22 protein-coding genes are annotated in these 25245 nt (G+C 55.6%); 8 read left to right on the top strand and 14 right to left on the bottom strand.

The annotated features are described in order from the left end of the window. Nucleotides 1-60: 60 nt before the first annotated feature. The 10 genes from PO881_RS23065 to arnB all read right to left on the bottom strand — a co-directional run bounded on the left by PO881_RS23065 (nt 61) and on the right by arnB (nt 11141). On the bottom strand, nt 61-1071 hold the full coding sequence (locus PO881_RS23065) for a Gfo/Idh/MocA family oxidoreductase (protein WP_280173106.1): 1011 nt from the start codon (nt 1069-1071) through the stop codon (nt 61-63). 11 nt (nt 1072-1082) lie between these two features. Further along, nucleotides 1083-1904 (bottom strand): TIM barrel protein, encoded by an 822-nt coding sequence (locus PO881_RS23060; RefSeq protein WP_280173105.1) that lies wholly within the window; start codon nt 1902-1904, stop codon nt 1083-1085. Nucleotides 1905-2035: 131 nt separating this feature from the next. Beyond that, complete coding sequence (locus PO881_RS23055) at nt 2036-3472, bottom strand: sugar porter family MFS transporter (protein WP_280173104.1); 1437 nt, start codon at nt 3470-3472, stop codon at nt 2036-2038. Between the two features lie 328 nt (nt 3473-3800). After that, a complete protein-coding gene (gene arnF, locus PO881_RS23050; RefSeq protein WP_277974961.1) occupies nt 3801-4166 on the bottom strand; it encodes a 4-amino-4-deoxy-L-arabinose-phosphoundecaprenol flippase subunit ArnF in 366 nt (121 codons plus the stop codon). After that, nucleotides 4163-4483 (bottom strand): 4-amino-4-deoxy-L-arabinose-phosphoundecaprenol flippase subunit ArnE, encoded by a 321-nt coding sequence (gene arnE / locus PO881_RS23045; protein ID WP_280173103.1) that lies wholly within the window; start codon nt 4481-4483, stop codon nt 4163-4165. The genes arnF and arnE overlap by 4 nt, the downstream gene beginning before the upstream one ends. Then, nucleotides 4480-6141 carry a lipid IV(A) 4-amino-4-deoxy-L-arabinosyltransferase gene (gene arnT, locus PO881_RS23040; RefSeq protein WP_280173102.1) on the bottom strand — a complete coding sequence of 554 codons (1662 nt, stop codon included), beginning with the start codon at nt 6139-6141 and terminating at the stop codon, nt 4480-4482. The genes arnE and arnT overlap by 4 nt, the downstream gene beginning before the upstream one ends. Before the next feature lie 18 nt (nt 6142-6159). Beyond that, complete coding sequence (gene arnD, locus PO881_RS23035) at nt 6160-7044, bottom strand: 4-deoxy-4-formamido-L-arabinose-phosphoundecaprenol deformylase (RefSeq protein ID WP_280173101.1); 885 nt, start codon at nt 7042-7044, stop codon at nt 6160-6162. Beyond that, nucleotides 7041-9020 carry a bifunctional UDP-4-amino-4-deoxy-L-arabinose formyltransferase/UDP-glucuronic acid oxidase ArnA gene (gene arnA / locus PO881_RS23030; RefSeq protein WP_280173100.1) on the bottom strand — a complete coding sequence of 660 codons (1980 nt, stop codon included), beginning with the start codon at nt 9018-9020 and terminating at the stop codon, nt 7041-7043. Before arnA ends, arnD begins: the two co-directional genes overlap by 4 nt. Continuing rightward, nucleotides 9017-10003: an undecaprenyl-phosphate 4-deoxy-4-formamido-L-arabinose transferase gene (gene arnC / locus PO881_RS23025; protein WP_110866936.1), complete on the bottom strand. Its 987-nt coding sequence runs from the start codon at nt 10001-10003 to the stop codon at nt 9017-9019. Before arnC ends, arnA begins: the two co-directional genes overlap by 4 nt. A gap of 1 nt (nt 10004) precedes the next feature. After that, nucleotides 10005-11141, bottom strand: coding sequence for a UDP-4-amino-4-deoxy-L-arabinose aminotransferase (gene arnB / locus PO881_RS23020; RefSeq protein ID WP_280173099.1), 1137 nt, complete (start codon nt 11139-11141; stop codon nt 10005-10007). Nucleotides 11142-11384: 243 nt separating this feature from the next. Between arnB and PO881_RS23015 the strand changes: the two genes are divergently transcribed. From PO881_RS23015 to PO881_RS23000, 4 genes are all read left to right on the top strand, one after another. Then, nucleotides 11385-11594, top strand: coding sequence for a hypothetical protein (locus tag PO881_RS23015; RefSeq protein ID WP_101761453.1), 210 nt, complete (start codon nt 11385-11387; stop codon nt 11592-11594). A 138-nt stretch (nt 11595-11732) separates the two neighbouring features. Beyond that, a complete protein-coding gene (locus PO881_RS23010) occupies nt 11733-12500 on the top strand; it encodes an A24 family peptidase (RefSeq protein WP_101761452.1) in 768 nt (255 codons plus the stop codon). A gap of 206 nt (nt 12501-12706) precedes the next feature. After that, complete coding sequence (locus PO881_RS23005; RefSeq protein ID WP_110866938.1) at nt 12707-14092, top strand: diaminobutyrate--2-oxoglutarate transaminase; 1386 nt, start codon at nt 12707-12709, stop codon at nt 14090-14092. A gap of 12 nt (nt 14093-14104) precedes the next feature. Beyond that, on the top strand, nt 14105-15571 hold the full coding sequence (locus tag PO881_RS23000; RefSeq protein WP_110866939.1) for an aspartate aminotransferase family protein: 1467 nt from the start codon (nt 14105-14107) through the stop codon (nt 15569-15571). Nucleotides 15572-15608: 37 nt separating this feature from the next. Here PO881_RS23000 and PO881_RS22995 read toward each other — a convergent pair whose 3' ends face one another. Then, nucleotides 15609-16535: a LysR family transcriptional regulator gene (locus PO881_RS22995; RefSeq protein WP_280173098.1), complete on the bottom strand. Its 927-nt coding sequence runs from the start codon at nt 16533-16535 to the stop codon at nt 15609-15611. Between the two features lie 97 nt (nt 16536-16632). Between PO881_RS22995 and PO881_RS22990 the strand changes: the two genes are divergently transcribed. After that, a complete protein-coding gene (locus tag PO881_RS22990; RefSeq protein ID WP_192412930.1) occupies nt 16633-17496 on the top strand; it encodes an aldo/keto reductase family oxidoreductase in 864 nt (287 codons plus the stop codon). A gap of 88 nt (nt 17497-17584) precedes the next feature. On the opposite strand, the gene PO881_RS22985 is transcribed toward PO881_RS22990, so the two are convergent. Then, a complete protein-coding gene (locus PO881_RS22985; protein ID WP_280173097.1) occupies nt 17585-19069 on the bottom strand; it encodes a PLP-dependent aminotransferase family protein in 1485 nt (494 codons plus the stop codon). 109 nt (nt 19070-19178) lie between these two features. On the opposite strand from PO881_RS22985, the gene gabT reads away from it, so the two are divergent. Together gabT and gabP are read left to right on the top strand one after the other, a co-directional pair. Further along, nucleotides 19179-20441, top strand: a complete 1263-nt coding sequence (gene gabT / locus PO881_RS22980) for a 4-aminobutyrate--2-oxoglutarate transaminase (RefSeq protein ID WP_280173096.1) — start codon at nt 19179-19181, stop codon at nt 20439-20441. 91 nt (nt 20442-20532) lie between these two features. Further along, nucleotides 20533-21930, top strand: a complete 1398-nt coding sequence (gabP, locus tag PO881_RS22975) for a GABA permease (protein WP_192234944.1) — start codon at nt 20533-20535, stop codon at nt 21928-21930. A 32-nt stretch (nt 21931-21962) separates the two neighbouring features. Here gabP and PO881_RS22970 read toward each other — a convergent pair whose 3' ends face one another. Next, nucleotides 21963-22289, bottom strand: coding sequence for a hypothetical protein (locus PO881_RS22970; RefSeq protein WP_280173095.1), 327 nt, complete (start codon nt 22287-22289; stop codon nt 21963-21965). Nucleotides 22290-22522: 233 nt separating this feature from the next. On the opposite strand from PO881_RS22970, the gene PO881_RS22965 reads away from it, so the two are divergent. Continuing rightward, nucleotides 22523-23803: a glycoside hydrolase family 10 protein gene (locus PO881_RS22965; RefSeq protein WP_348273504.1), complete on the top strand. Its 1281-nt coding sequence runs from the start codon at nt 22523-22525 to the stop codon at nt 23801-23803. Between the two features lie 395 nt (nt 23804-24198). On the opposite strand, the gene PO881_RS22960 is transcribed toward PO881_RS22965, so the two are convergent. Next, the gene (locus PO881_RS22960; RefSeq protein ID WP_101761445.1) at nt 24199-25119 is read right to left on the bottom strand and encodes a LysR substrate-binding domain-containing protein; all 921 of its coding nucleotides are present in this window, start codon (nt 25117-25119) and stop codon (nt 24199-24201) included. Between the last annotated feature and the right edge of the window lie 126 nt (nt 25120-25245).

The following is a 25245-nucleotide window of genomic DNA, read 5'->3' as shown; positions in this document are numbered from 1 at the left end:
GATACGCGATAATACGCGCGCCAGTTCAACCTGACGCGCGTTTAAGGAAGGGAAAGCAACTTAGTTATAAAACGCCGGTTTCGCTGGCATAGTGACCGGTACGATGTCTCCGGATTTTTGCGCCGCAACACAGGCATCGGCAGCAACCGCCGCAGCGAAGCCATCCCACGCAGACGGGCCGCTCATCTCACCCGACAACACGTTATTGATGAAGTCCTGCAACTCCACGTCATAGGCATCGATGAAACGCTTTTTCCAGTCGGTAAGAATGCTGGTGGAGAGTTTGGCCGCGCTGCGCGTCTGTACCGACATCGGTTCAGGCAGGCGCGCAATACCGCTTTCGCCGACCACTTCACACTGAATATCGTAGCCGTATGTGCAGTTCACGAAGATTTCGACGTCGATGCGCACGCCTTTGGCGGTTTCCAGCAGCACGATTTGCGGGTCTTTCAGATGCGAAGCGGCTTTACTGGTTGAGCGCGGGTAGATCACCTGCGCACTAACGTAATCATCTTTCAGCAACCAGCGCAGCACATCGAGCTCATGAATCAGCGTATCGGTGATCGCCATATCAGTAGTGTAGGAATCGCCGACTTCGGGATTGCGATGCGCGCAGTGCAGCATCAGCGGTTCGCCGATGTCACCGTTCTCAATCACCGCCTTCAGCGCGCGGTAGCCCGCGTCGTAAGGACGCATAAAGCCGACCTGCACTAGCTTCTTACCGGCGGCGATTTCCGCTTCCACGATGTTCATACAACCCTGCGCGGTGACCGCCAGCGGCTTTTCACAGAACACCGCCTTGCCGGCTTTGATCGCTGCCAGCACAAACTCTTCATGGGTTGGGCCCCACGAGGTGACCAGAATCGCCTGCACCTCTGGCGCGTTAATCAGATCATGTGCGTTGTCGTAAATCTCCGCCTGAATGCCGAGATCGTGGATGATCTGCTCGCAGTTGCTGCGGTTGATGTCATTCAGCGCCACCACACGCGAATGTTGCAGCACCTGGCTGCAACGACGAATGTGTTCGCGACCGATCGCGCCCGTGCCAATTACACCGATATTGAGCGTCATGGAAGTGTTCCTTAGTTATTCAGGTAAGCAATGCTGGAGTGGATTTCACGAGCAATTTGTTCTTCGCTCCAGTTATCCATCACCGACGAAAACGGTTCGAAAGCGTAAATACCGCGATAGCCCATCTCTTCCAGACGCTGCACTTGTTGTTTCGATTTCAGCATATCGTCGGCGCTTAACATGATGCGCTCTTCGTCGGTTAACTGATGCGTTGGGCGCGCGTCGGTCACGCCGGACAAATGCACCAGCCCGATATTGTTGACGTCGATGCCGCCAGCAAAGTCTTGTTCAGCCCCTTCGTACAAATGATGGTGAAAGGTATCCAGTACGATTTTGAACGGCGCGCCGGCTTGTTTGATCAGCTGCTGTGCCAGCGCCGCTGAACGCAGCGAGCTTTGCGGGAAACCGAGCGGTTCCACCAGACCGGCAATGCCATATTCGGCAAACAGTGGCGCCAGCGTTTTTAACGCATCGACGGTTTGCTGCTGGGAAATAACGGTGCCGTCATTCAGTGGGCAAAGGACTAACGCTTTCGCACCGGTGGCACGCGCGTCTTTTAATAAAGCGCGCGTTTTCTCCAGCACCTCATCGCTTAATTGGTTAAACGGATAAACCGCATTAATAGTTTCAATAGTAAAAGCATGCTGAGTCGCGAGATGGCGAAATTCTTCGCCTGTTAAATTATCGGTCACGCTACCACTTTTCATATCATTGCGGATTTCGACTTTATTTAACCCCAGCTTTTCAACCAGCGAGAAAAAACGCTCGAGACTAAGATTAGGCGCGATTTTACGATTAACGCAGAGTCGGTCATGGCTTATTTTGTAGGTCATGGTGTGTTCTATCCTGAAAGAGTAATATTTATTAGCTTCTGTTTTGTTATGTCGCGTCGATATCTTGCTATAGTAAGCGATGTTGTTTTGCTGCTCTGCCAGAACCTTGATTGATTTACATCAATGCAACATCATTTGTACAACTCATGGAAATAGTGCTCGACCTGTTCCAGGCTGCGTCCTTTGGTTTCCGGGATGGTGCGCAACACGAACATCGATCCCCCAATACCAATCACGGCAAAGGTTAAGAAGGCACCGGCCAGACCAAATGCCGCCAACAGCAACGGGAACGCCATGGAAATGGCGAAGTTGGCCATCCACAACGCAAATACCGCGCCGCCCATGCAAATACCGCGCATCCGCGCTGGAAAGATCTCGGAAAGTAATAGCCAGGTAACCGGCGACAACGCGCCTTGCTGAAAGCACAGAAACATCAGCATGCCCGCCAGCACCAGATAGGCGCGCAGCAGATTGACGTCACCCGCCGGGTGATATTCCGGCATGAAGAAGCACACCGCGGCGATAAAAAACAGGCACGCGGTGCAACCCATCTGACCAATCAGCACCAGCGGACGACGGCCGATTTTGCCGATCATCCAGATACCGATCAGCGTCATCAGCACCGAAATCACGCCGTTGGCGATGGTGGCGAACAGCGCGGCATCGTTGCTCAAGCCGGTTGCCGTCAGCATGGTAGGCGCGTAATACATGATGGTGTTGACGCCGGTCAGCTGCTGAATCGCCGCGATGCCGATACCAAGCAGGAACACTTTGCGCAGCCACGGCGTACGCAAATCGCGCAGGCGGCCTTTGCCCTGTTGCCGGTTCTCTTCGATGGTTTCTTCGATCTCTTCCAGCTCCCATTCGACGTCATCGGCCGCGCGGGTTTTCTCCAGTACTTTGCGTGCTTGCTGGCTATTACCGCGCATTACATGCCAGCGCGGGCTTTCCGGCATAAAGATCATGCCCAACCACAGCAATACTGCGGGCACAGTTGAGATAGCGATCATCCAGCGCCACGTGTGTTCTCCACCCCAGATTTCATTGAAAGTGGCGTTGGACACGTACGCCAGCAGCTGACCTGAAACAATCATCAGCTCCTGCAAGGTCACCAGTTGACCGCGCTTGTTCGCCGGGGCAATTTCCGCGATATACACCGGCACCGTAGCCGCTGCGCCACCGACGGCGATACCGAGGAACAGACGTGAAGCGATCATTGAGATGACATCCGGCGCGAAGGCCGAACCGATGGCGCCAAGGGCAAAAATAAAGGCCAGAGAAATGATGATCTTGCGGCGTCCCAGCGCGTCCGCGAAATGACCGGCGAGCAGCGCGCCAAAAGCGGCGCCAAACAGCAGTGAACTGGTGACTAACCCGGTGGTAAAAGGCGTGAGCTGCAGATCGTCACGCATAAAGAGTAAAGCGCCCGATACTACACCGGTATCGTAGCCGAACAGCAATCCACCCAGCGTGGCGACCAGCGCAATAATTTTAACAAATGGCTCGGTGCGCGTGGTGCTATTGGGGCCGGAAGCGGTGTTAGTGGATATATAAAGTTCTCTTTCCATAATACCTCCTGGTGAAAAAAATTAAGGAAATACGGCAGAACAAACAGAGCACTCACGCTAGCGGTGTTTTTATTTCATGTTAATTTTTATTTGGAATTTGCTTTCCGAATTGTGAGTTCAAGCATTTTGGGATTTTTATTTTGATGGATTTACATCAGGATGATGTATTTATTTAGGGATGCCTTTGAGGGGATAAATAAAAAAGATCGCCATGAGTGGCGTAATGGCTTTCAATTAAGCGCCGTGTCACATCACTGCACCTTCCGAAGCGGCGCAATTTATTGCGCAATAAATTGCGCCGCTACGGTATGTGCATAAATAAACACCATCACTTACGGCGCGGCAGCGAAACCAGCATCAAGCCAAACACGATCAGCACCACGCCAGCAAAGCTGCTCCAGCGGAAGTTTTCGCCCAAAATCGGCAAGGAAATCGCGGCCAGCCACACCAATACATAACTCAAACTGAGCAGCGGATAGAGCCGGTTAAGCGGCAGCTGGCGCAGCGCCAGCATCCAGCACAGCATCGACAGCGCATACGCCCCGAGGCCCATCGCCAACAGCAGCAGCGGTTTCCAGTGCTGCACACTCAGCAATTCGCTTAATGGCGGGAAATCCAGCATCGCCAACCGCAGCACCAGCTGCGCCAGCGATACCAGCAACACGCTGCACAGCGCCAGCATCACGCCTTTCATAGATGACTTCCCATCAGCGCCACGCCAGCAACAATCGCCAACGTACCGATCCACTGCTGCACGCTGTAGGTTTCGCGCCAGATCAGACGCGCGGCGATCGCCACCAACACAAAGTTAAGACTCAGCATCGGATACGCCACGCTCACCGGCACCACGCGCAATACCGCCAGCCACAGCAGCATGCCGATACCGAGCAGCAGGATGCTGAGCGCCAGCCAGAAAATTCCTTTTTTGATACCGTGATGGGCCGCCTGCTTCTGACACAGTTGGGCGGCACAGCTCAGCACGCTCACCAGTAAAATCAGCAGCAGATTCATGGTTTCGCATCGTAGCCGTAGTAAATCAGGCGGCCCTGACGATAGACATCATCCGGTTCCGGCAGGTTTTTATCCGGCGTGCTATCGCTGGCATTCAGCATCAACACCAGCGAAACCTTGCCCAGACGACGATGGATACGCAGCCAGTCGGCAAAGTTATCCGCATCAATATAGTGTGACTGTGCATCCGGGTAGCTCAGGCCATATTGCAACTCACCTTTGGCATCGTAGAAATTGATGTCGCTGCGCTGCAGTTCCCAAGCCACCGCTGATGCCACGCCGGGATTGTTTGCCAGCAGATAACGGCTATCCGCCAGTTGATCGTGTACCGCGCTAACAAAACTCTGTGGCTGCTTGGCATCGCGCACCTTGTCAGGAATGGCAAATCCCACCAGTAACGCCAGCGCCAGCGGACAGAGCGCGGCTAACTGCCAGCGACCCTTCTCCGGCTTGCGGCTCAACCAGCCCATCACGGCCCAACCTATAAAGGAGAGCGCCGCACAGAGCACGCCCATCCCTTCATCGCCGCTATAAACCGGACGATGCGCAACGCCCCAGGGTGCCAGCACCACTAAAACCACTATGGTGGTGATCAAACCGAACAGCAGATTGATCCAACCGTTTACCTTTAACGCTTTAATCACCTGCGCCGAACCGCTGTGTGCGTAATGCGCCATCAGCAGCGCAAGCGGTGCGAAACACGGCAGAATATAGGTCAGCAACTTGCCTTTGGCGATGCTGAAAAACAGCAGCGGCAGCAGCACCCAGCTCAATAAATAGATCGGCCCGGCTTGCTGGCTGCGCTGACGCCACGCGCCAATCAGCGATCCCGGCAGCAGCGCCAGCCACGGCAAAGTGCCCGCCAGCAACACCGGAATGTAGTACCAGAATGGCGCTTTGTGCTGTGCGTCCGACTCGGCGAAACGCTGTATATGCTCGACCCAGAAGAAATAGTGCCAGAAATCGCCTTCCTGCTGATTGATCGCCAGCGCCCACGGCGAACTAAGCAAGGCGGCGACCACCATCGTCAGCGGTCCCCAACGCAGCAATTCGCCAAAACGACGTTGCCAAATGGCCCAAGGCAGAATCGCCAGCACCGGTACCGCCAGCGCGAGAAAACCTTTGGTCATAAAGCCCATGGCGCAGGCCGCACCCAGCAACACATATCCGATCAATCGTTGCCGCGTGCTACTGGCCTGCGACGCCAGCCAGTAACTGCACATCGCCGCGACCAGCCACAGCATCAGGATCGGATCGAGCACCGCGTAGGTGCCGACGCCGTACACCAGCAACGAGGTGAGAAAAATCATGCTGCCGCTAAGCGCGATTTTACGGCTGGCGAACATCTGCGTGCCGAGCCAATACACCAATACCGCGCTCAACGTGGTGCTGAAAATCGATCCGGCGCGCACGCCAAAGTTAGTGTGACCAAACAGCAACTGGCCGAGGTTATTGACCCAATAACCGGCGATCGGTTTCTCGAAGTAGCGCAGATCGAAGAAGTGCGGCACTACCCAATTGCCGCTAAATAGCATTTCCCGGCTGATTTCGGCATAGCGGGTTTCGTCCGGCTGCCACAAGGCGCGGAACTCAATCGGGATCAGGTAAAACAGCGCGAAGAGCGCGAGGGGTAACGCGGTTTTAGTGACTGTACGCATCCGTGGTTCCTGTAAAAATTAGCGCTGGCAGCCTAGCCAGCCTTCACGTCCGGGAATATGCCCGCGTACGATATTGCCCTGTGGCAGCGTAGTGAGATCGTCGGGTAACAAGGCGCTGAGCGGACAGAACTGAATGTCTTGCTGCTCCGCACGTCTCAGCAGATCGGCGAACGCCTCAAGCCCGACAATCCCTTCCACTTCGGCATGAATGGTGTAAACCGGCGAACCGCTTGCGGTATGGATCTGCTCGAGGATGAAGTCATTAAAACCTTCCGCGCTCACCGATTGCCCAACCACTTCATCCCAGGTCGGCAAGGTCACCGGGATTTGTACCGTGCCGGGGCTGCCATCACTGAGAATCGGTATAAATGGACCGCTGCCGCGACAATCACTGTTGTAGCTGAAACCAAACTGCTGCTTGGCAGCCACCACGCGGCCATCGGCGCGCCAGCCCGCCACCGCTGAACAGGTGACATTGTCACCGATGATCGCTTCCAGCACCTGTTTACCGCGCGCAATTTGCTCAACCAGTTTCTCTTGCGGCCACACGCCCGCCCAGGTTTGCCAGGCAAAGTGATCCCACGCATGCAAACCGACTTCATGATGATCGGCGGTGGCGCTGATGATCTCCTCCAGACCGCGACCAATCTCACGTCCCGGCCAGGCGGTGCCGGCCAGCAAAATATCCCAGCCGTAGAGTGATGCGGCGCGCGACCGCAGCATTTTCCACAGGAAACGCGGTTTTAACAGGCGCCACAAGTGGCGCCCCATATTGTCCGGCCCAACGCTGAAAAAAAAACTGGCCTGCAGCTGATGCAAACTGAATTGCTCCAGTAACGCCGGCACGCCAAGTTGGGTGCCGCGCCAGGTATCGACATCGACACGCAAACCGACTTTCTTCATGGTTTATCCTGTAGCTCAACGGTGCGCAGGAAGAAGTCCAGCGTGTTATCGATGGTGGTATCCATCTCTACGGTTGGTGTCCAGTCCAGCAGACGACGCGCGTTTTTGATCGACGGCTTACGGTGTTCCACGTCCTGATAACCTTTGCCGTAATAGCTGCTGCTCTCCACTTCACGGAAGCCGGCAAACGGCGGGAAGTTGCTGCGCAGCGGGTGACGTTCGAAACTCGCCAGCAGACGCTCGGCCAACTCTTTGATGCTGGCTTCGTTATCCGGGTTACCGATGTTGACGATCTGGCCGTCGCAGTTGTTCTGTTTGTTTTCGATGATACGGAACAGCGCTTCAATGCCGTCGCGGATATCGGTGAAGCAGCGCTTCTGTGCACCGCCATCAATCAGCTTAATTGGTGAGCCTTCCACCAGATTGAGGATCAGCTGCGTGATAGCACGAGAACTGCCGATACGCGCGGCATTCAGATTATCGAGGCGCGGCCCCATCCAGTTAAATGGACGGAACAGCGTAAAGCGCAGCCCTTCTTTCTCACCGTAAGCCCAAATCACGCGGTCCAGCAGCTGCTTAGACACCGAATATATCCAGCGCTGTTTATTGATCGGCCCAACCACCAGATTAGAGTGATCCTCATCGAAATGCTGATCGGTACACATGCCGTACACTTCGGAAGTCGATGGGAAAATGATGCGCTTTTTGTACTTCACGCAGTCACGAATGATTTTGAGGTTCTCTTCAAAGTCGAGCTCAAACACGCGCAGCGGATTGCGTGTGTACTCAATCGGCGTGGCGATGGCCACCAATGGCAACACCACGTCGCACTTCTTAATGTGATACTCGATCCATTCTGAGTGAATGCTGATGTCGCCTTCGACAAACTGGAAGCGTGGCTGATCGAGGAAACGGCTGATGGCGTCAGAACCGATGTCTAAACCGTAGACTTCGAAGTTATCATCCTGCAGCAGACGCTCGGTGAGGTGGTTACCGATAAAACCGTTCACGCCGAGAATCAGCACGCGCGTGCGTCGTTTCACCGCCGCCACTGGCTGAGAATAGAGCAAGGCGCCCTTCACCATACCGAGGTTTTGCGCCAGCTGGCTGCCGTTCATAAACACGCCGTTATCGCTTTGACCGGTCACCACTTCCAGCGCGCCTTCAGCGCAGGCGATCAGGAATGGCTCAACAGAAAGCACGGTACCCGGTTTGGCCTGATGTTCAGTGCTGTGTACGCGACTTTTCCACACCACGAATTTCACCGTTCCGGCATAGGCGAACGCGCCGGGCCACGGATAGGTCACCGCGCGCACCAGATTATTGACCGTGTGCGCCGGTTGTTCCCATTTAATGCGGCCATCTTCTGGCGTGCGGCGCCCCACAACCGTGGCTTCGCGCTCATTTTGTGGTGTGGTAACGATATCGCCGCGTTTCACCGCCGGTAATGCGCCTTCCAGCACCTGCGTTGCACAGGCAACCAGCTTGCGATGCAGCGTTAACGCATTGTCCTGCTCGTCAATCGCCACGCGCTGTTGCGCCACGATGTCACCGGCATCGGCGCGCTTCACCATGCGGTGTAGCGTTACGCCGGTTTCGGTTTCGCCATTGACCAGCACCCAGTTCAGCGGCGCGCGGCCACGATATTTAGGCAGCAGCGAACCGTGCAGGTTAAAGGCACCCAAACGCGCACAGCTGAGAATGCAGTCGTTTAACAAAGCGCGGTAATAGAAGGAAAAGATGTAATCCGGTGCCATGGTTTTAATGCGATCGACCCACAGCGGATGATTGACATCCTCCGGCGCATAGACCGGAATGCCCTGCTCAGCGGCTAAACGCGCAACGGAGTCGAAAAAGTGGCTCTCAGTTCCTGTGTCTGAGTGGGTGAAAATAGCGCTGATTTCATAGCCAGCGTTCAGAAGTGCAGAAATACCCGCACAGCCCATTTCGGCGTAGGCGAAGACGACAGTTTTCATTGCTCAATTTCCTGTACAGATGAGGCGTTTTGCTGTGGGTGAATCACACGTTGGATGAAGTAGCGCGGACGGGCGCGTACGTCGTTGTAAATGCGGCCGATGTATTCGCCGAGTAATCCCATACCGATGAACTGCGCGCCGACAAAAATAAACAGCACCGCGAACAGCAGGAACACGCCGTCACCGGCCCATACCGCGCCGAGGAACAGACGCAGCACAATCAGAATCAGCGAGAAGGCAAAACCGGCCAGCGCAATCAAACTGCCGACGATGCTCAGCAAGCGCAGCGGCGTGGTGGTCAGGCAAGTGACCAGGTCATACATCAGGTTAATCAGCCGCATAAAGCTGTACTTCGAATCGCCAAATTCGCGCTCGGCGTGCGCCACCGGCAGCTCGGTGGTGCGGCGCGCGAAGGTGTTGGCGAGGATGGGAATAAAGGTGCTGCGTTCGTGGCAGTTCAGCATCGCATCGACGATATGGCGGCGATAAGCGCGCAGCATGCAGCCGTAATCGCCCATCGCTTTGCCGGTGACGCGCTGAATCAGATGATTGATGGTGCGTGAGGCGCGACGACGGAACCAGCTGTCCTGGCGGTTTTGACGCACGGTGCCCACCACGTCATAACCCTGCTTAGCCGCTTTCACCAGGTTCGGGATCTCTTCCGGCGGGTTTTGCAGATCGGCATCCAGCGTGATGATTAAATCGCCGCTGACGTGGCTAAAGCCCGCCATGATCGCCGAGTGCTGACCGTAATTACGGTTCAGCAACACGCCAACCACATGGCTGCCCGGCATATCGGCGGCATCGGCAATCATCTCGCCCGAGCGATCGCTGCTGCCGTCATCGACCAGCAGAATCTCGTACGCCAGATTTAATCCTGCGCAGGCTGCATCGGTACGACGCACCAGCTCCGGCAGGCTCTCCTCTTCGTTGTACACCGGGATCACCACGGAAACTTTGCGAATGGTTTTTTCTTCCAGCATGTCAAACTCCAGCGATCTGACGTAATGCGCTAATCACGCGCGTGACATCTTCATCGCGCATATCAGGGAACAACGGGATTGAGCAGATGCGATCGCTATTCCATTCGGTGTGCGGCAACGAGAGTTGCGGATAGCGTTCGCGATAATATTTGTGGGTGTGCGCGGCACGGAAATGCAGCCCGGTGCCGATATCCTGTGCTTTCAAGGTTTCCATAAGCGCATCACGACTGATGCCGCACTGCGCCTCATCAACGCGAATAATGAACAGATGCCACGCGTGTTGATGTAGCCATTCTGGCTGCGCCAGCGGCAGAAACGGCGTATTCGCCAGTTCAGTGAGATAGCGCTGCGCAATCGCCGCGCGGCGCTGATTGATGGCGGGCAGCTTTTTCAGCTGCACCAAAGCAATCGCTGCGCTGATATCTGGCAGGTTGTATTTGAAACCCGGCATGATCACTTCGGCCTGCGGCTTGCGGCCGTGCGTGTGGCGATCGTACGCATCGACGCCGAGTCCGTGGAATTTCAGGCTGCGCATGCGGTCGGCCAACGCCACATCATCAGTGACAATCAAGCCACCTTCGGCGCAGGTCATGTTTTTGATGGCGTGGAAGGAGAAGATCGCCGTGCCCTGCTGACCAACGTGCTTTCCTTTGTAATAACAGCCTGCGGCGTGCGCCGCATCTTCAATCACCGGAATGCCATGGCGCTCACCAATGGCGCGAATGGCATCCACATCAGCGGGCGCGCCAGCGTAATGCACCGGAATGATGGCGCGCGTACGCGGCGTGATCGCCGCTTCAATCAGCTCCGGCGTTAACATCAAGGTGTCGCGATCGATATCGATCATCACCGGCGTCGCACCCAGCAGCGTGATGATGTTGATGGTGGAAACCCAGGTCAGCGAAGGCGTGATCACCTCATCGCCAGGCTGGATGCCCAGCGCCAGCAGCGTGACGTGCATCCCCGCCGTGGCGGAGCTGACAGCAATCGCATGCTGATTGCCAGTTAGCTGGCAAAAAGCCTCTTCCAGTTCGGCATTTTTCGGGCCGGTGGTGATCCAACCCGACTCAAACACCGATTTAACGGCGGCTAACTCTTCTTCACCCAACGAGGGCCGTGAGAATGGTAGAAAATTCATTATGTTACCTTGGAATTAAGCACTATTTAACGGCCATTTATTCCAAAATACGCGGGTTAACTTAACGCAACATTAAATGAGGAGAGTACTAAGTCGGCTTTTTCTGACACGTTGAGGATTGGTAGAGGAAGGGTCAAATTTGCCGGTTTATCATCATGAACCAGCACACTTCTTAAGGTTAAATTAAGGTTTTGACCCTATACTAAGTCAGGATATGTCTTATAACGTCTGGAGGATAATGCGATGAGTACGGCTACTGACAGACTTTCTCAGGCAGCGCTGCGCCGCCACCATATTGGGGTGAAAACCAAAGGATTGCGCTATCGCGGCGATCTATATGTGTTCCGCTATAACGCCGGCCACTACGATGTGTTCCTTAATAACGACCGCGTAATGTCATTGAATACCAGCAATGTGCAGGAAGCGATTCAGCTGTTCAAGCAGCAAGCTTAATCTTCTCCTCTCCATTTCTGGAGCCCGCTCTGCAATCCCGATGTATGCCGCTGTAACGCCCTTTTACCTCTCGCACCTATCCTCGCTTCGGCGTAAAGTCCTGGCAACGACAAGCCTGGATGGCGCGAGGTATGAGTAATGGAATACGTATATGGCTTAATTAGTGGCCTATTAGGATTGGCCGTAGGCAGCTTTCTTAACGTGGTGATCTCGCGGTTGCCATTGCAAATAGTGCACCCGAACACTCCGCTAAATGTGTGTTGTCCGCCCTCTCACTGCCACCAATGCACCACCGCGCTGCGCTGGCGCGACAACATTCCGCTCATAAGTTGGTTACTGTTACGCGGTAAATGCCGTTATTGCCATTGTAAAATCAGCGGGCGTTATCCACAGGTGGAGATAATTACCGCGCTTCTGACGCTGCTGCTTATCTGGCTGATGCCAGTCAATATGCAATTGCTGGGCGCGCTCATATTGTTCTGGGCGTTAACGGTATTAGCCTTTATTGACCTCGAACATCTGCTTTTACCGGATGTGATTACGCTGCCCTTACTGTGGATTGCGCTGCTGTTTAAAGCGATGGGATGGCTACCCGGCTCATTACAAGAAGCGGTATGGGGATCCATAGCGGGATATTGCTTGTTGTGGGCGCTATCAATTTTATATCAATGGATTAGAGGGATTGAGGGATTAGGGATGGGCGATGCAAAACTGCTGGCGGCAATCGGCGCCTGGTTGGGCTGGTCGCTTTTACCCTGGGTGCTTTTATTGGCTTCGGGCGGCGCTATTTTATGTGTTTTGATTTCCAGAGTTAGCGGGCAGCGCGAGCTCAATCACGTCATCGCCTTTGGTCCGTGGATCGCCTTAGCGGCTATAAGTCTCTTTATTCATTCGATTATTTTTTAACCACCCCAACTGCGGTGCGAAATTAAGTGGCCAATTTCTGGCCAACGCCCTGATTCATATATGGAAAGAGTAAACAAATCTAAACAAAATTAATCATTGTGATGTAGGTCAAAAGGCTCTATATTGGCCGCGTTTTTTCACAGCTGTTACTTTTTTGTTCAATTAGTCAATTGGCGAGCCTTACGTGCCCCGGTTGAAGGAGAGATATGATGACGGATAAAGTCCGTATTGATAGTTTTGGTGCCAATGCATTCAACGGAAATAACGACGCATTCTTAGCCCGTCAGGCTGAGTTTGAATCTAACGTCAGGAGTTACCCGCGCAAACTGCCTTTAGCTATCGCTAAAGCCCATGGCGTGTGGATCACAGATGTTGAGAATAAACAATATCTTGACTGTCTGGCTGGCGCAGGGACGCTGGCACTGGGTCACAACCATCCTGATGTTCTCCAGAGCATTCAAAATGTCATTACCAGCGGCTTGCCGTTACATACTCTTGATCTGACTACTCCACTGAAAGATCAGTTCTCTGAGTCTCTGCTCTCGCTGCTGCCAGGCCAGGGTAAAGATTATTGCCTGCAGTTCACCGGTCCTTCTGGTGCCGATGCGGTTGAAGCCGCGCTGAAACTGGCGAAGAAAGCCACTGGCCGTAGCGGCGTGATCAGCTTCTCTGGCGGTTATCACGGTATGACGCACGGCGCGCTGTCCGTCACCGGTAACCTGGCACCGAAAGAAGCGGTTGATGGCATGATGCCAGAAGTGCAGTTCATGCCTTATCCGCATCAGTATCGTTGCCCGCTGGGTATCGGTGGTGAAGCTGGCGTGAAAGCGCTGACCTATTATTTCGACAACCTGATCAACGACGTGGAAAGCGGCGTGCGTAAGCCTGCAGCAGTAATCCTCGAAGCCGTTCAGGGCGAAGGCGGCGTGAACCCAGCTCCCGCTGAGTGGCTGCAGCGCATCCGTAAAGTGACGCAGGAACACGGCATTCTGTTGATCCTCGACGAAGTTCAGGCTGGCTTTGCCCGTACCGGCAAATTCTTCGCCTTCGAACACGCCGGCATCGAGCCAGACATCATCGTGATGTCTAAAGCTGTGGGCGGCGGTCTGCCACTGGCTGTGCTGGGCATCAAAAAGCAGTTCGACGTTTGGTCACCGGGTCATCACACCGGCACCTTCCGTGGCAACCAGCTGGCGATGGCTACCGGCCTGACCACGCTGAAAATCCTCAAAGAGCAGGATATTGCAGGCAAAGTGGCCGCGCAGGGTGAATGGCTGAAACAGCAGCTGGCCGCGATGCAGAAACGCTTCCCGGTAATCGGTCACGTTCGTGGTCTCGGCATGATGATCGGTATTGAGATCGTTAAACCGAACGAAGCGGCCGATCACATGGGCAGCTTCCCGGCTGACGGCGAGCTCTCTGCGCTGCTGCAGAAGAAGTGCTTCGAAGCAGGTCTGATTCTGGAGCGCGGTGGCCGTCATGGCGCAGTTCTGCGTCTGCTGCCTTCACTGCTGATCACCAACGATGAGCTGGCGATTTTCCTGGATAAATTTGAGCAGGCGCTGATTGGCGCTGGCGTCAAACCTGTTTGATTGGAAGAGTAAATGTCTGAAGTAAACCCGATTCTGGCCGCCTCTGCACAGAGCATTGAGGCGTACCAGCAGGCGATTGCCCAGAGCAGCGCCGCGGTTGTGCAGTGGCTGCAACAGCCTGAGATGTATCAAGGCAAAAGCGTTGCCGAACTGCGCGAGCGTATCACGCTCGACTTCAATCCAAACGGCCTGGGTAACCAGGCCGCGATTGAACGCGCGATTGAATATTTCCTGAAAGACAGTCTTTCAGTGCATCACCCACAATGTGTAGCGCATCTGCACTGCCCGAGTCTGGTGGTAAGTCAGGCGGCAGAAGTCCTGATCAACGCCACCAATCAGAGTATGGATTCGTGGGATCAGAGCCCTTCTGCCACCATCATTGAGATCAAACTGATCGAATGGCTGCGTGCGCAAGTGGGTTACCCGGCTGGCGACGCCGGTGTGTTCACCAGCGGCGGCACCCAGAGCAACCTGATGGGTCTGATGCTGGCACGCGACGCCTTCTATCAGCGTCAGGGTCACTCGGTGCAGCAGCACGGGATCACTGGTGATCTGCGTAAGATCAAAGTGCTGTGTTCTGAAAACGCGCACTTCTCCGTACAGAAGAACATGGCGCTGCTTGGCCATGGCTACCAATCTGTGGTGCAGGTGAAGTCTGATGAGTTCGCCCGTATGGATGTGTCAGACCTGAAAGCCAAACTGGCGCAGGCCGACGCTAACGGCGAACAGATCCTGGCGATCGTGGCGACCGCCGGTACCACCGATGCCGGTGCTATCGATCCGCTGCGTGAAATTGCCGGCATTGCTGCCGAGCGCAACATTTGGGTACACGTTGATGCAGCATGGGGCGGCGCGCTGCTGCTGTCCGAGAAGTATCGCGACTACCTCGATGGCCTGGAGCGGGTGGATTCCGTCACTTTGGACTTCCATAAACAGTATTTCCAGACCATCAGCTGCGGTGCGTTCCTGCTGAAAGATGAGCGTCATTACGAGCTGATGCGTTATCAGGCGGCTTACCTGAACTCTGAGTTTGACGAAGAGGCCGGCGTACCGAATCTGGTATCCAAATCACTGCAGACCACGCGTCGTTTCGATGCGCTGAAACTGTGGATGGGCCTGGAAGCGCTGGGTCAGAAACAGTATGCGGCGATCATCGATCACGGTGTGACGCTGGCGCAGGAAGTGGCGAAATTTGTTACCTCTGAACCACGCCTCGAGCTGGTGATGCAGCCTCAGCTGGCGAGCGTACTGTTCCGCTATCGTCCAGAGCAACTGACCGATACTGCTCAGATTGCGCTGTTCAACCAGCGTATTGGCGATGCGCTGCTGGATTCAGGTCGCGCCAACGTAGGTGTGACCGAGAATCAGGGCGTAACCTGCCTGAAGCTGACCTTGCTGAACCCAACCGTGACGCTGGAAGATGTTAAACTCCTGCTGGCGCTGGTTGAGAAAACCGCGAATCAGCTGCTAAACGCATAATTACCTGTGATGCGAATAAGCCGATAACTGGCAACGGTTATCGGCTTTTTTTCGCTTCTGCACCTGAATTCAGTTCGCGCACATAATCCAGAAACGCCTGTAGCGGCGCCGGAATCAACCGGCGATCGTTGTAATAGAGCCAAAGGCCAGAGAAGCTTTGCCACCAATCCGGCAGAATCGGCTGCAGGCTGCCATCACTCAGCGCCGGTCTAATCCAATCCTCAAATAAGTAGACCACGCCGCAGCCAGCGATTGCCGCTTCTACCGTCAAGTCCATCGCCGCGCCGATACTGCAAATCAGCGGACCTTTCGGCTGCAAGCGCACGGTTTCCTCGCCGCAGGTAAATTCCCATTCAGCAATCACGCCAGTCGCATAGCGTCCGTGTAAACAGCGATGCTGCACTAAGTCGCGCGGATGCTGTGGTTTACCGAATTGCGCCAGATACGCGGGAGATGCCGCCAGGGCAAAGCGCTGGGTGCGCGGACCGATTGGCAGCGCCACCATGTCTTGCTCCAGATGATCGTCATAACGAATGCCGGCATCACAACTATCGCGGAACACATCCTGCACATTACTTTCCGCCACCACTTCCAGCTGGATATCGGGATAGCGCTTTAGAAATCCCGGCACAATCGCCGGTAACACAATGCGCGCGGCGCTCACCGGCACGTTTAAGCGCAAGGTGCCGCCCGGCGTATCGCGGAACATGTTCAACGCATCCAGCGCCGCATCCACTTCGTTCATCGCCGGAAGCAGGCGCGACATCAGCACCCTGCCAGCTTCAGTTAACGCCACAGTGCGCGTGGTGCGATTAAACAACCGCACGCCAAGTTGCTTTTCGGCACGCCGCACCGCATCGCTCAAGCGCGACGGATTACTGCCGATCATGCGCGCCGCCTCACGAAAACCGCCCGCTTTGGCCACCGCCACCACCGCGTGCAGCAAGGCGATATCCAATGCCATTGTTCGCTACCTCGTACACTGTGTCCTGATTTGTACGGATAGTTGCACAGCTTTTTGGCGATTACAATCTAACCACACACTGACGAAGGAGCTTTCCATGTCTCATCCAGCATTGACTTACACCCTTGGCGACCGCCAGGTCGCACGACTCGGTTACGGTGCCATGCAGTTAGCCGGTCCCGGCGTGTTTGGTCCGCCGAAAGATGAAGCGCGTGCTTTGCAGGTGCTGCGCGATGCGGTCGCAGCAGGCGTGAATCACATTGATACCAGCGACTTCTACGGTCCGCATATCACCAATCAGCTGATCAAAAAAGCGTTACACCCTTACGCCGACGATCTGGTTATCGTCACCAAAGTAGGCGCGCGCCGCAACGATAAAGGCGGCTGGTTACCGGCATTCACGCCGGAAGCACTGACGCAAGCGGTGGAAGATAACCTGCGCAATCTTGGGCTTGATGTGATGGAAGTGGTTAATCTGCGTTCGATGCTGGACGTGCACGGACCGAAAGAGGGTTCGCTGGAGCCGCAGGTTGAAGCGATGATCAAGCTAAAAGAGCGCGGGCTGGTTCGACACATTGGTCTGAGCAACGTGACGGCTAAACAGGTGGCCGATGCCCAGGCGATGACGCCGATCGCCTGCGTGCAAAATCTCTATAATCTGGCCAATCGTCAGGATGAGGCGCTGCTCGACCAACTGGCAGCGCAAGGCATTCCTTATGTGCCGTTTTTCCCACTCGGCGGATTTTCACCGCTGCAGTCGGATCAGCTGAGCGAGGTAGCGATTGAGCTCAATGCTACGCCGCTGCAGGTGGCGCTGGCGTGGCTGCTGCAGCGTTCGCCCAATATTCTGCTGATTCCGGGCACGTCATCGCCGGAGCACCTGAAGCAGAACCTGGCGAGTAGCGAAGTGACACTTACGCCAGAAATTGTGCAGCGGCTAAATACCATCGGCCAGCGATAGAGCACCCTTCGTAGCGGCGCCATTTATTGCGCGTGTTTTGCCCATATACATTGCGCAACAAGTTGCGCCGCTACAGATTATTCACTGTTTAAATGATTTTTGCCTCGACCAGACAACCTTTGAGAATACCAAACGCATCCTGACACTGCCGCTCATCGACGCAGGCAAAACCCAACAGCAGGCCGCGCCGCTCCTGCGGATGCATATAATATTGCGACAACGGCCGCACCTTAACGCCGCGCCGTAGCGCCAGCGCGGCGATCGCCACATCGTCGCAGCCGGTTGGCAAATTCATTACCAGGTGCAATCCCGCCTCATGATTCACTACCGGCAGAAAATCGGCGCCCACATAACGCTCAATCAGGCTCACCATAAAGCGCCGCCGCTGGCTGTAGAGCTTGCGCATGCGGCGAATGTGCGACATGTAATGCCCTTTTTGGATGAACTCTGCCAGCGCGCGCTGCACCAGCAAATGCCCGCCGCGATAGAGTTCCGCCGCCGCCACGCGCAGCGGCTGCGCCAGCGCTTTTGGCACCACCAGATAACCGAGACGCAGCGCCGGATAAAGCGTCTTGCTAAAAGTGCCCATATAAATCACCGGCGCATCCGGCTCAAAGCCTTGCAACGACGGGAACGGCTGGCCGGAGAAGCGAAACTCGCTGTCGTAATCATCTTCCACCAGCCAGGTTTTGTGTTTGCGCGCCAGATCGAGCAGCTGCTTGCGCCGCTCCAGGCTGAGATGCACGCCCAGCGGATATTGATGTGACGGTGTCACGAAAATCATCTTCGGTGCACGACTGCGCGGTGGCAAATCGGGGGTCATTCCCTGCTCATCCACTGCAATGGCGTTGATTTTCAGTCCGTTAATGCGCAGCAGATTGCGCGTCCCCCAATAACCAGGCTCTTCGATCCACACCTGATCGCCGGGATCGCATAACACGCGCGAAACCAAATCCACCGCCTGATGAATCCCTTCAGTAATGATGATTTGATCGGCATCGGCGCGTACCGAACGCGCCACGCTCAGGTACTCCGCCAGAGCAGCACGCAGCTGTGCACAGCCGCCGTTGCTGCTGTAGATCAGCCGTTCGATATCCGGTTCACGGTTCAGACGCGCCTGAATCTGGCTGAAGAGTTTATGCGGGAACTGCGTGACATCCGGCGCGCCAGGCACAAAAGCGCCCCACTGATATGGCGAGGCATTGGCATGGCCGAGCAGCGAAGCGCCGCGTTTGGAAATCGCCGCCGGTTTCGCGCTTAACGTTTCGATCGGCGCCACGTTGCGCGGCGTGTTCAGCGATCCCTCCGGCAAATTTTCTGCAATCCATGTTCCGCTGCCGGTACGCGCCGTGACGTAGCCTTGTGCCATCAAATTCTCATACACGTTCAACACCGTGTTGCGCGACACCGACAGCTCGCGCGCCAAATCGCGCGTGGCGGGCAAGCGCGTGGCGCGCGGGAAAATGCCTTCTGCGATAGCGGCTTGCATACAGCTCAGCAAACGCTGCTGCAACGTCCCTTCCGGCATAAACTGCATGCGCTCTAATACATGATCGGCGTACAAACTTCGCAATTGGCTCCCCTCTTTTCACTGAAAGTGGCTCTGGCAAGATAACTCAGCGCAGGCATAAATAAGCGTGTTTGTCGTGATTTGTAAAGACGCTTATCGCTAAGGAAAGGTTATGGAAGGTAAAAACAGCCAGTTGCAGCAACGTAAAGATGATGCCCTGCCACGCGGCACCGGCAATCTTTGTCAGTGGTATGTAGAGCACGCGGAGAACGCCACGCTGCGCGATGGTGAAGGCAACAGCTGGATCGACTTCGCTGGCGGCATCGCGGTGCTGAACACCGGGCATCGCCATCCGCGCATCGTGCAGGCGATTGCCGATCAGTTAGAGAAATTTACCCATACCGCATTCCAGGTGACGCCGTATGAGAGCTATGTGGCGCTGGCGGAACGCCTCAATCGCGTGGTGCCGATTGCCGGTAAAGCCAAAACTGCGTTCTTCTCCACCGGCGCTGAAGCGGTAGAAAACGCGATAAAAGTGGCGCGTGCAGCGACGCGTCGTCACGGCATCATCACCTTCGGCAACGCCTTCCACGGTCGTACTTTTATGACCATGGCGATGACCGGCAAAGTTGCTCCCTACAAACGCGACTTCGGTCCGATGCCCGCGTCGGTGTGGCACGCGCGCTACCCCAACAGCGTCACCGGCATCAGCGTTGATGATGCGCTGGCCAGCTTGCAGGATATTTTCACGCAGGACATCGCGCCACAGGATGTTGCGGCTATCGTGCTGGAGCCAATTCAGGGCGAAGGCGGCTTCCACGTCGCGCCGCCTGAATTCTTCAACCGACTGCGGTCGCTGGCCGATGAGCACGGCATTCTGCTAATTGCCGATGAAGTACAAACCGGCTTTGCCCGTACTGGCAAGCTGTTCGCAATGGATCACTATGCGGTGAAGCCGGATCTCATCACCATGGCAAAAAGCCTCGCGGGCGGCATGCCGTTATCGGCGGTCAGCGGCCGGGCCGAGATTATGGATGCGCCGGGTCCAGGCGGCTTGGGTGGCACCTACGCTGGCAATCCGCTGGCAATTGCCGCGGCGCATGCGGTGCTGGACGTGATCGCCGACGAGAAGCTGTGCGAACGTGCGCAACAACTCGGTACTCAGTTAACCGATTTCCTGCACAGCGCACGCAGCCAGTGTTCTTCCATCACCGACATTCGCGGCCTTGGCTCGATGATTGCGGTGGAGTTCGCCAGCGCGCAAACCGCGCAAACCATCCAGCAACACGCGATGGCGCGTGGGCTGCTGCTGCTTACTTGTGGCCCGCAGGGCAATGTCATCCGCTTCCTCTATCCGCTCACCATTCCTGATGCGCAGTTCGGCCAGGCGCTGGAGATCCTCAGCAGTGTGCTGAGTCAACACGCCGATTCGTAACAATCTACCCAGCTCGCGCGGCGGGCTGGGCTTCTCACCTGTTGTAACCCGGCTGCGCGTCGCGCGGCCTGAGAGACGCTTTGGAGAAACATTGATGAGTTCACAGAATGCCGATGTACTGGCGCAAGGCCTGAAGCCGCGCCATGTACGGATGTTATCGATTGGTGGCGTGATTGGTGCCGGATTGTTTGTTGGCTCTGGCCATGCGATCGCCGAAGCTGGCCCGGCGGTACTGCTGGCCTACATCGCCGCGGGCGCGTTGGTGGTGCTGATTATGCGCATGCTGGCCGAAATGGCGGTGGCGTCACCGGATTCCGGCTCTTTCTCCACCTACGCCGACAAATCGCTGGGCCGCTGGGCCGGTTTCACCATCGGCTGGCTGTACTGGTGGTTCTGGGTGTTAGTGATCCCGCTGGAAGCCAACGCCGCTGGCACCATCCTGCATTCGTGGTTTCCACAAGTTCCGGTGTGGGAGTATACGCTGGCGATCACCACGTTCCTGACCATCAGCAACTTATTCAGCGTCAAAAACTATGGCGAGTTTGAATTCTGGTTCGCCCTGCTGAAAGTGGTGGCGATTGTCGCATTTCTCTGCGCGGGTAGCTTAGCGGTGTTTGGTTTGATGCCGGGCAGCAGCACGCAGGGGATCTCACATCTGTATGACACGCAAGGCTTTATGCCTAACGGCATCGGCGCGGTGCTGGCGGCAATCCTCACGACCATGTTCTCTTTTATGGGTACTGAGATTGTCACCATTGCCGCCGCCGAATCGCGCGAGCCGAAGAAACAAATTACGCAGGCCACCAACTCGGTGATCTGGCGCATCGCGCTGTTCTATCTGCTGTCGATCTTCATCGTGGTAGCGCTGGTGCCGTGGAATACGCCGTCGCTGATGAAAGCCGGTTCTTACCAGACAGCGATGCAGATGATGAACGTGCCTTACGCTAAGCAGATCGTTGATGTGGTGGTATTGATTGCGGTGTGTAGCTGTCTCAATTCTGCGCTGTATACCGCATCGCGCATGATCTATTCGCTTTCACGTCGTGAAGATGCGCCTGCCGTCGCGTCGCGCACTACACGCAGCGGCACGCCGTGGGTAGCGGTGTTGCTCTCCACGGCGGCGGCCTTCCTCGCGGTGATCGCTAACTATCTGGCGCCGAGCGCAGTATTTGAGTTCCTGCTCGCCAGTTCCGGCGCCATCGCGTTGCTGGTGTATCTGGTGATCGCCGCGTCTCATCTGGTGCTGCGTAAAAAGCGCGAAGCGCGCGGTGAAATCCTCAGCTATCGCATGTGGCTGTTCCCTGGCCTGACGTGGGCGACGATGGTGTTCATCGTTGGCGTGTTGGTTGCCATGCTTTTCAACCAACAACACCGTCCAGAGATTATCGCCACCGGCCTGTTGACGCTGGGTGTCGTCGCCGCCAGCCGTATTGTGCATCGCAAACGCGTGGCGCGGAAAAACGAGGAGATGGTGGCGTTACGTTCGTAACGCATGACTTCCAGGCAAGGATGCCGCGGAACTTAGTCGTACTGCACGTCGATGCTGATGGCTTCTTCCTGCACGTTGAGGTTTATCGCGCATTTACGCCACACCGGCAGACCGTTGGTCATATTGTTATCCACGAAGTACTGCTGAAAATCTTTCAGCGCCTCCGAGAGATCGCCTATCGCACGCGCATCGGGTTCAAACCAATCCGGTTCACCGTTTTCATCGATGTAATCGAACTGAAACTGCCCGCCATCATCGTCCGCAAACATTTCAGCCTGAACGATCAATTCCCGCGCACCTTGCGGGCCACAGCTAAAGATGATCTGGCCGATACGGCGATAAAGGTCTTCGTATTGCATAGGTTTTGGGTTCCTCAAATAAATTTACTGCGTGCAACTCATTGCGACGCTACAAAATCCCGTACTTATCCGTAGCGGCGCGATTCATCGTGCAAACCATGACACCATTATTGACTTTAGTTCGCATGATAAGAGAATGAGGCTCTTCGAACAGAAAGTTGCAAAAAAGAGAGTTTATCATAGCCTGTTCACATCGTTTTCCCTGGGTTAACACCTATAAAAAATCCGCTGCGCTGGTCGCCATTGCTGTCGCCCTCTCACTGGCCAGTTGCTCCTCGCCGCCACCGAAATCGCTGGTCACGCCGTTGCCGACGGTCACCAAACCGCCAATGCCGACTAAACCAGCGCTGAGCAAAGAACCGGTACGCGGCGTGTGGCTCACCACCGTTTCACGCCTCGACTGGCCGCCAATCAATTCCGTGAATGCCAGCCCGGCCAACCGCATCCACCAGCAGCAACAGGCGTTGACCGATAAGCTAGATAAACTGAAAAGCCTCGGCATCAATACGGTATTTTTCCAGGTAAAGCCGGATGGCACCGCGCTGTGGCGCTCCAGCATCTTGCCGTGGTCAGATATGCTCACCGGCAGGATTGGTGAAGATCCCGGCTACGATCCGCTGAAATTTATGCTGGATGAGGCGCACAAACGCGGCATGAAGGTGCACGCGTGGTTCAACCCATATCGCGTCTCGACCAACGTCAAACCTTCCACGGTTAACGCGCTGAATAATACGCTTGCGCTGCAACCGGCCAGCGTATTTGTGCTGCATCGCGACTGGATCCGCACCGCCAGCGACCGCTTCATGCTCGATCCCGGCATTCCCGCCGCACGCGACTGGATCACCAGCATCGTTGCGGAAGTGGTGTCGCACTATCCGATCGACGGCGTGCAGTTCGATGACTATTTCTATACCGAAACGCCCGGTTCAACCCTCAACGACAGCGCCACGTTCCGCCAGTATGGTCAGGGTTTTGCATCGAAAGCTGACTGGCGGCGCAACAACACGCTACTATTAATTGAGCAGGTGTCGCGCACCATCAAGCAACTGAACCCGAACGTAAAATTTGGCGTCAGCCCGGCAGGCGTGTGGCGCAATCTGTCGCATGATGCGGCGGGCTCCGACACGCGCGGCGCGGCCGCCTACGACGAAGCCTACGCCGATACGCGTCGCTGGGTGCAAATGGGACTGCTGGATTACATCGCGCCGCAGCTTTACTGGCCGTTTGCGCGCCAGGCCGCCCGTTACGACGTGTTAGCCCACTGGTGGGCGGACGTGGTGAAGCCAACGCATACGCGGCTCTATATCGGTGTGGCACTGTATAAAATCGGCGAAGCGTCGAAAAGCGAACCTGACTGGACGGTGAATAACGGCGTGCCGGAGTTAAAAAAGCAACTCGATCTCAACGAGTCGCTACCGCAAATTAACGGCACCATTTTGTTCCGCGAAAATTACCTTAATCAGCCACAAACCCAGGATGCGGTGAATTATTTGCGCAGCCGTTGGGGCGATTAACATTATCGTAAGGTCGCCATCCATGGCGTAATGCTTGTCAGTTAAGCAAGCATTTGCTTTGAACAGGTAGCGGGCGCTGACACATCTGCTGCGTCACGCGCCTTTAGCAAATGTGTCCTTTTCAAAAACACGCACAGAAGTTTAAGCAGGCCGGGGCCACTTTTGGGCAGGCAATCCGCAGCGCTGAACGCAGCGAGGAAGCCAGGAGAGCCCGCAGGACGCGGGCGAAAGGCGGAGCCGGGACAGGACGTCCCGTCTCCGCCGGTCCGTCAGGCAGACGAGCAAAGTGAAGGTACCGCGCTAGCGGCGCGAGGACCGCCGGACCAAAAATGGTACCGGTCTGCGCACTCGTCGTCGGCTTAACTGACGAGCATTACGCCATTCATGGCGACCGATTACGCCAGCAACTCCTCACTCTGCATCAGTGCAAAAAACGACTCCAGCTCGCGCAACATCATCGAAGCGGCAATCGAAAGCTGGCGCTGCGGCGCAACACACAGCGACAAGGTAAATGGCTTCAGCACCGTATCGATCAGCGGAATAAACTTCAGTTCACCGCGCCGATACTCATCAACGATATCCAGCCAGCACATCAGGCTTATCCCCACATCATCACGCACCAGTGAACGCAGCATATGAATGTTATTGGTGCGCGCCACTTCGTTGATCTTAATGCCCGAACTGTTGATCAGCGCTTCCAGCGGATCGGCCAGCATCAGCGGCGCGGCGGGCACGATAAATGGCCAGGATTCGCAGTGGCTGAAACGGATCGATTCCAGATTGGCCAGCGGATGTTGACTGCTCACCACAATACCCAGACGTAAATCGGCAAACGACTTCACCAGCAACTCGCGCGAACTTTGCGGATTAAGCATGATGCCGAAATCCGCATCGCCCGAGGTCAGCGCATTGGCGATGTGGATGTTGCTCATGGTGGTCAGCGTGAAGGAGATGCCGGGATAATCGCTTCGAATGCGCTGCAAAATCGATGAAAAAAAGCCGCGATTAATCGCATCAATGGTGGCGATATGTACATGGCCGTGACGTAATCCGCGCAAATCATCCAGCTGCGTGCAGACGCGACCAAAATCCCGCTGCCAGTTTTTCGCCGCATTCAGCAGGATCTCACCCGCTGCGGTCATACGTAATCCTGATGGATGACGCTCAAATAGCGGCATATCCAGCTGTTCCTCCACGCGCAGGATCTGCCGATCAATTGAGGATGCCGAGACGTGCAGCACCTCAGAAGCCTTGCGCAGCGAACCCTGGCGGGCCACCTCAGTGAAATAGAGCAGAAATCGGGAGAAGGCGAACATAAGGGGTGCTCTCTTTTTTGCAACGCATCATGCGAATTAAACAGATGGACGCTTACACATGGGCAAAATAATAATCGCTGCCATGATTAAAACAAGGGTTTGCGCGGCCTTCCAGCTGACGACATC

It is taken from the genome of Pantoea sp. SS70, assembly GCF_029866845.1.
GTDB lineage: Bacteria > Pseudomonadota > Gammaproteobacteria > Enterobacterales > Enterobacteriaceae > Pantoea > Pantoea leporis.
Note: the sequence above shows the minus strand (reverse complement) of the source record. Positions and strands in the feature narration are given on the sequence as shown.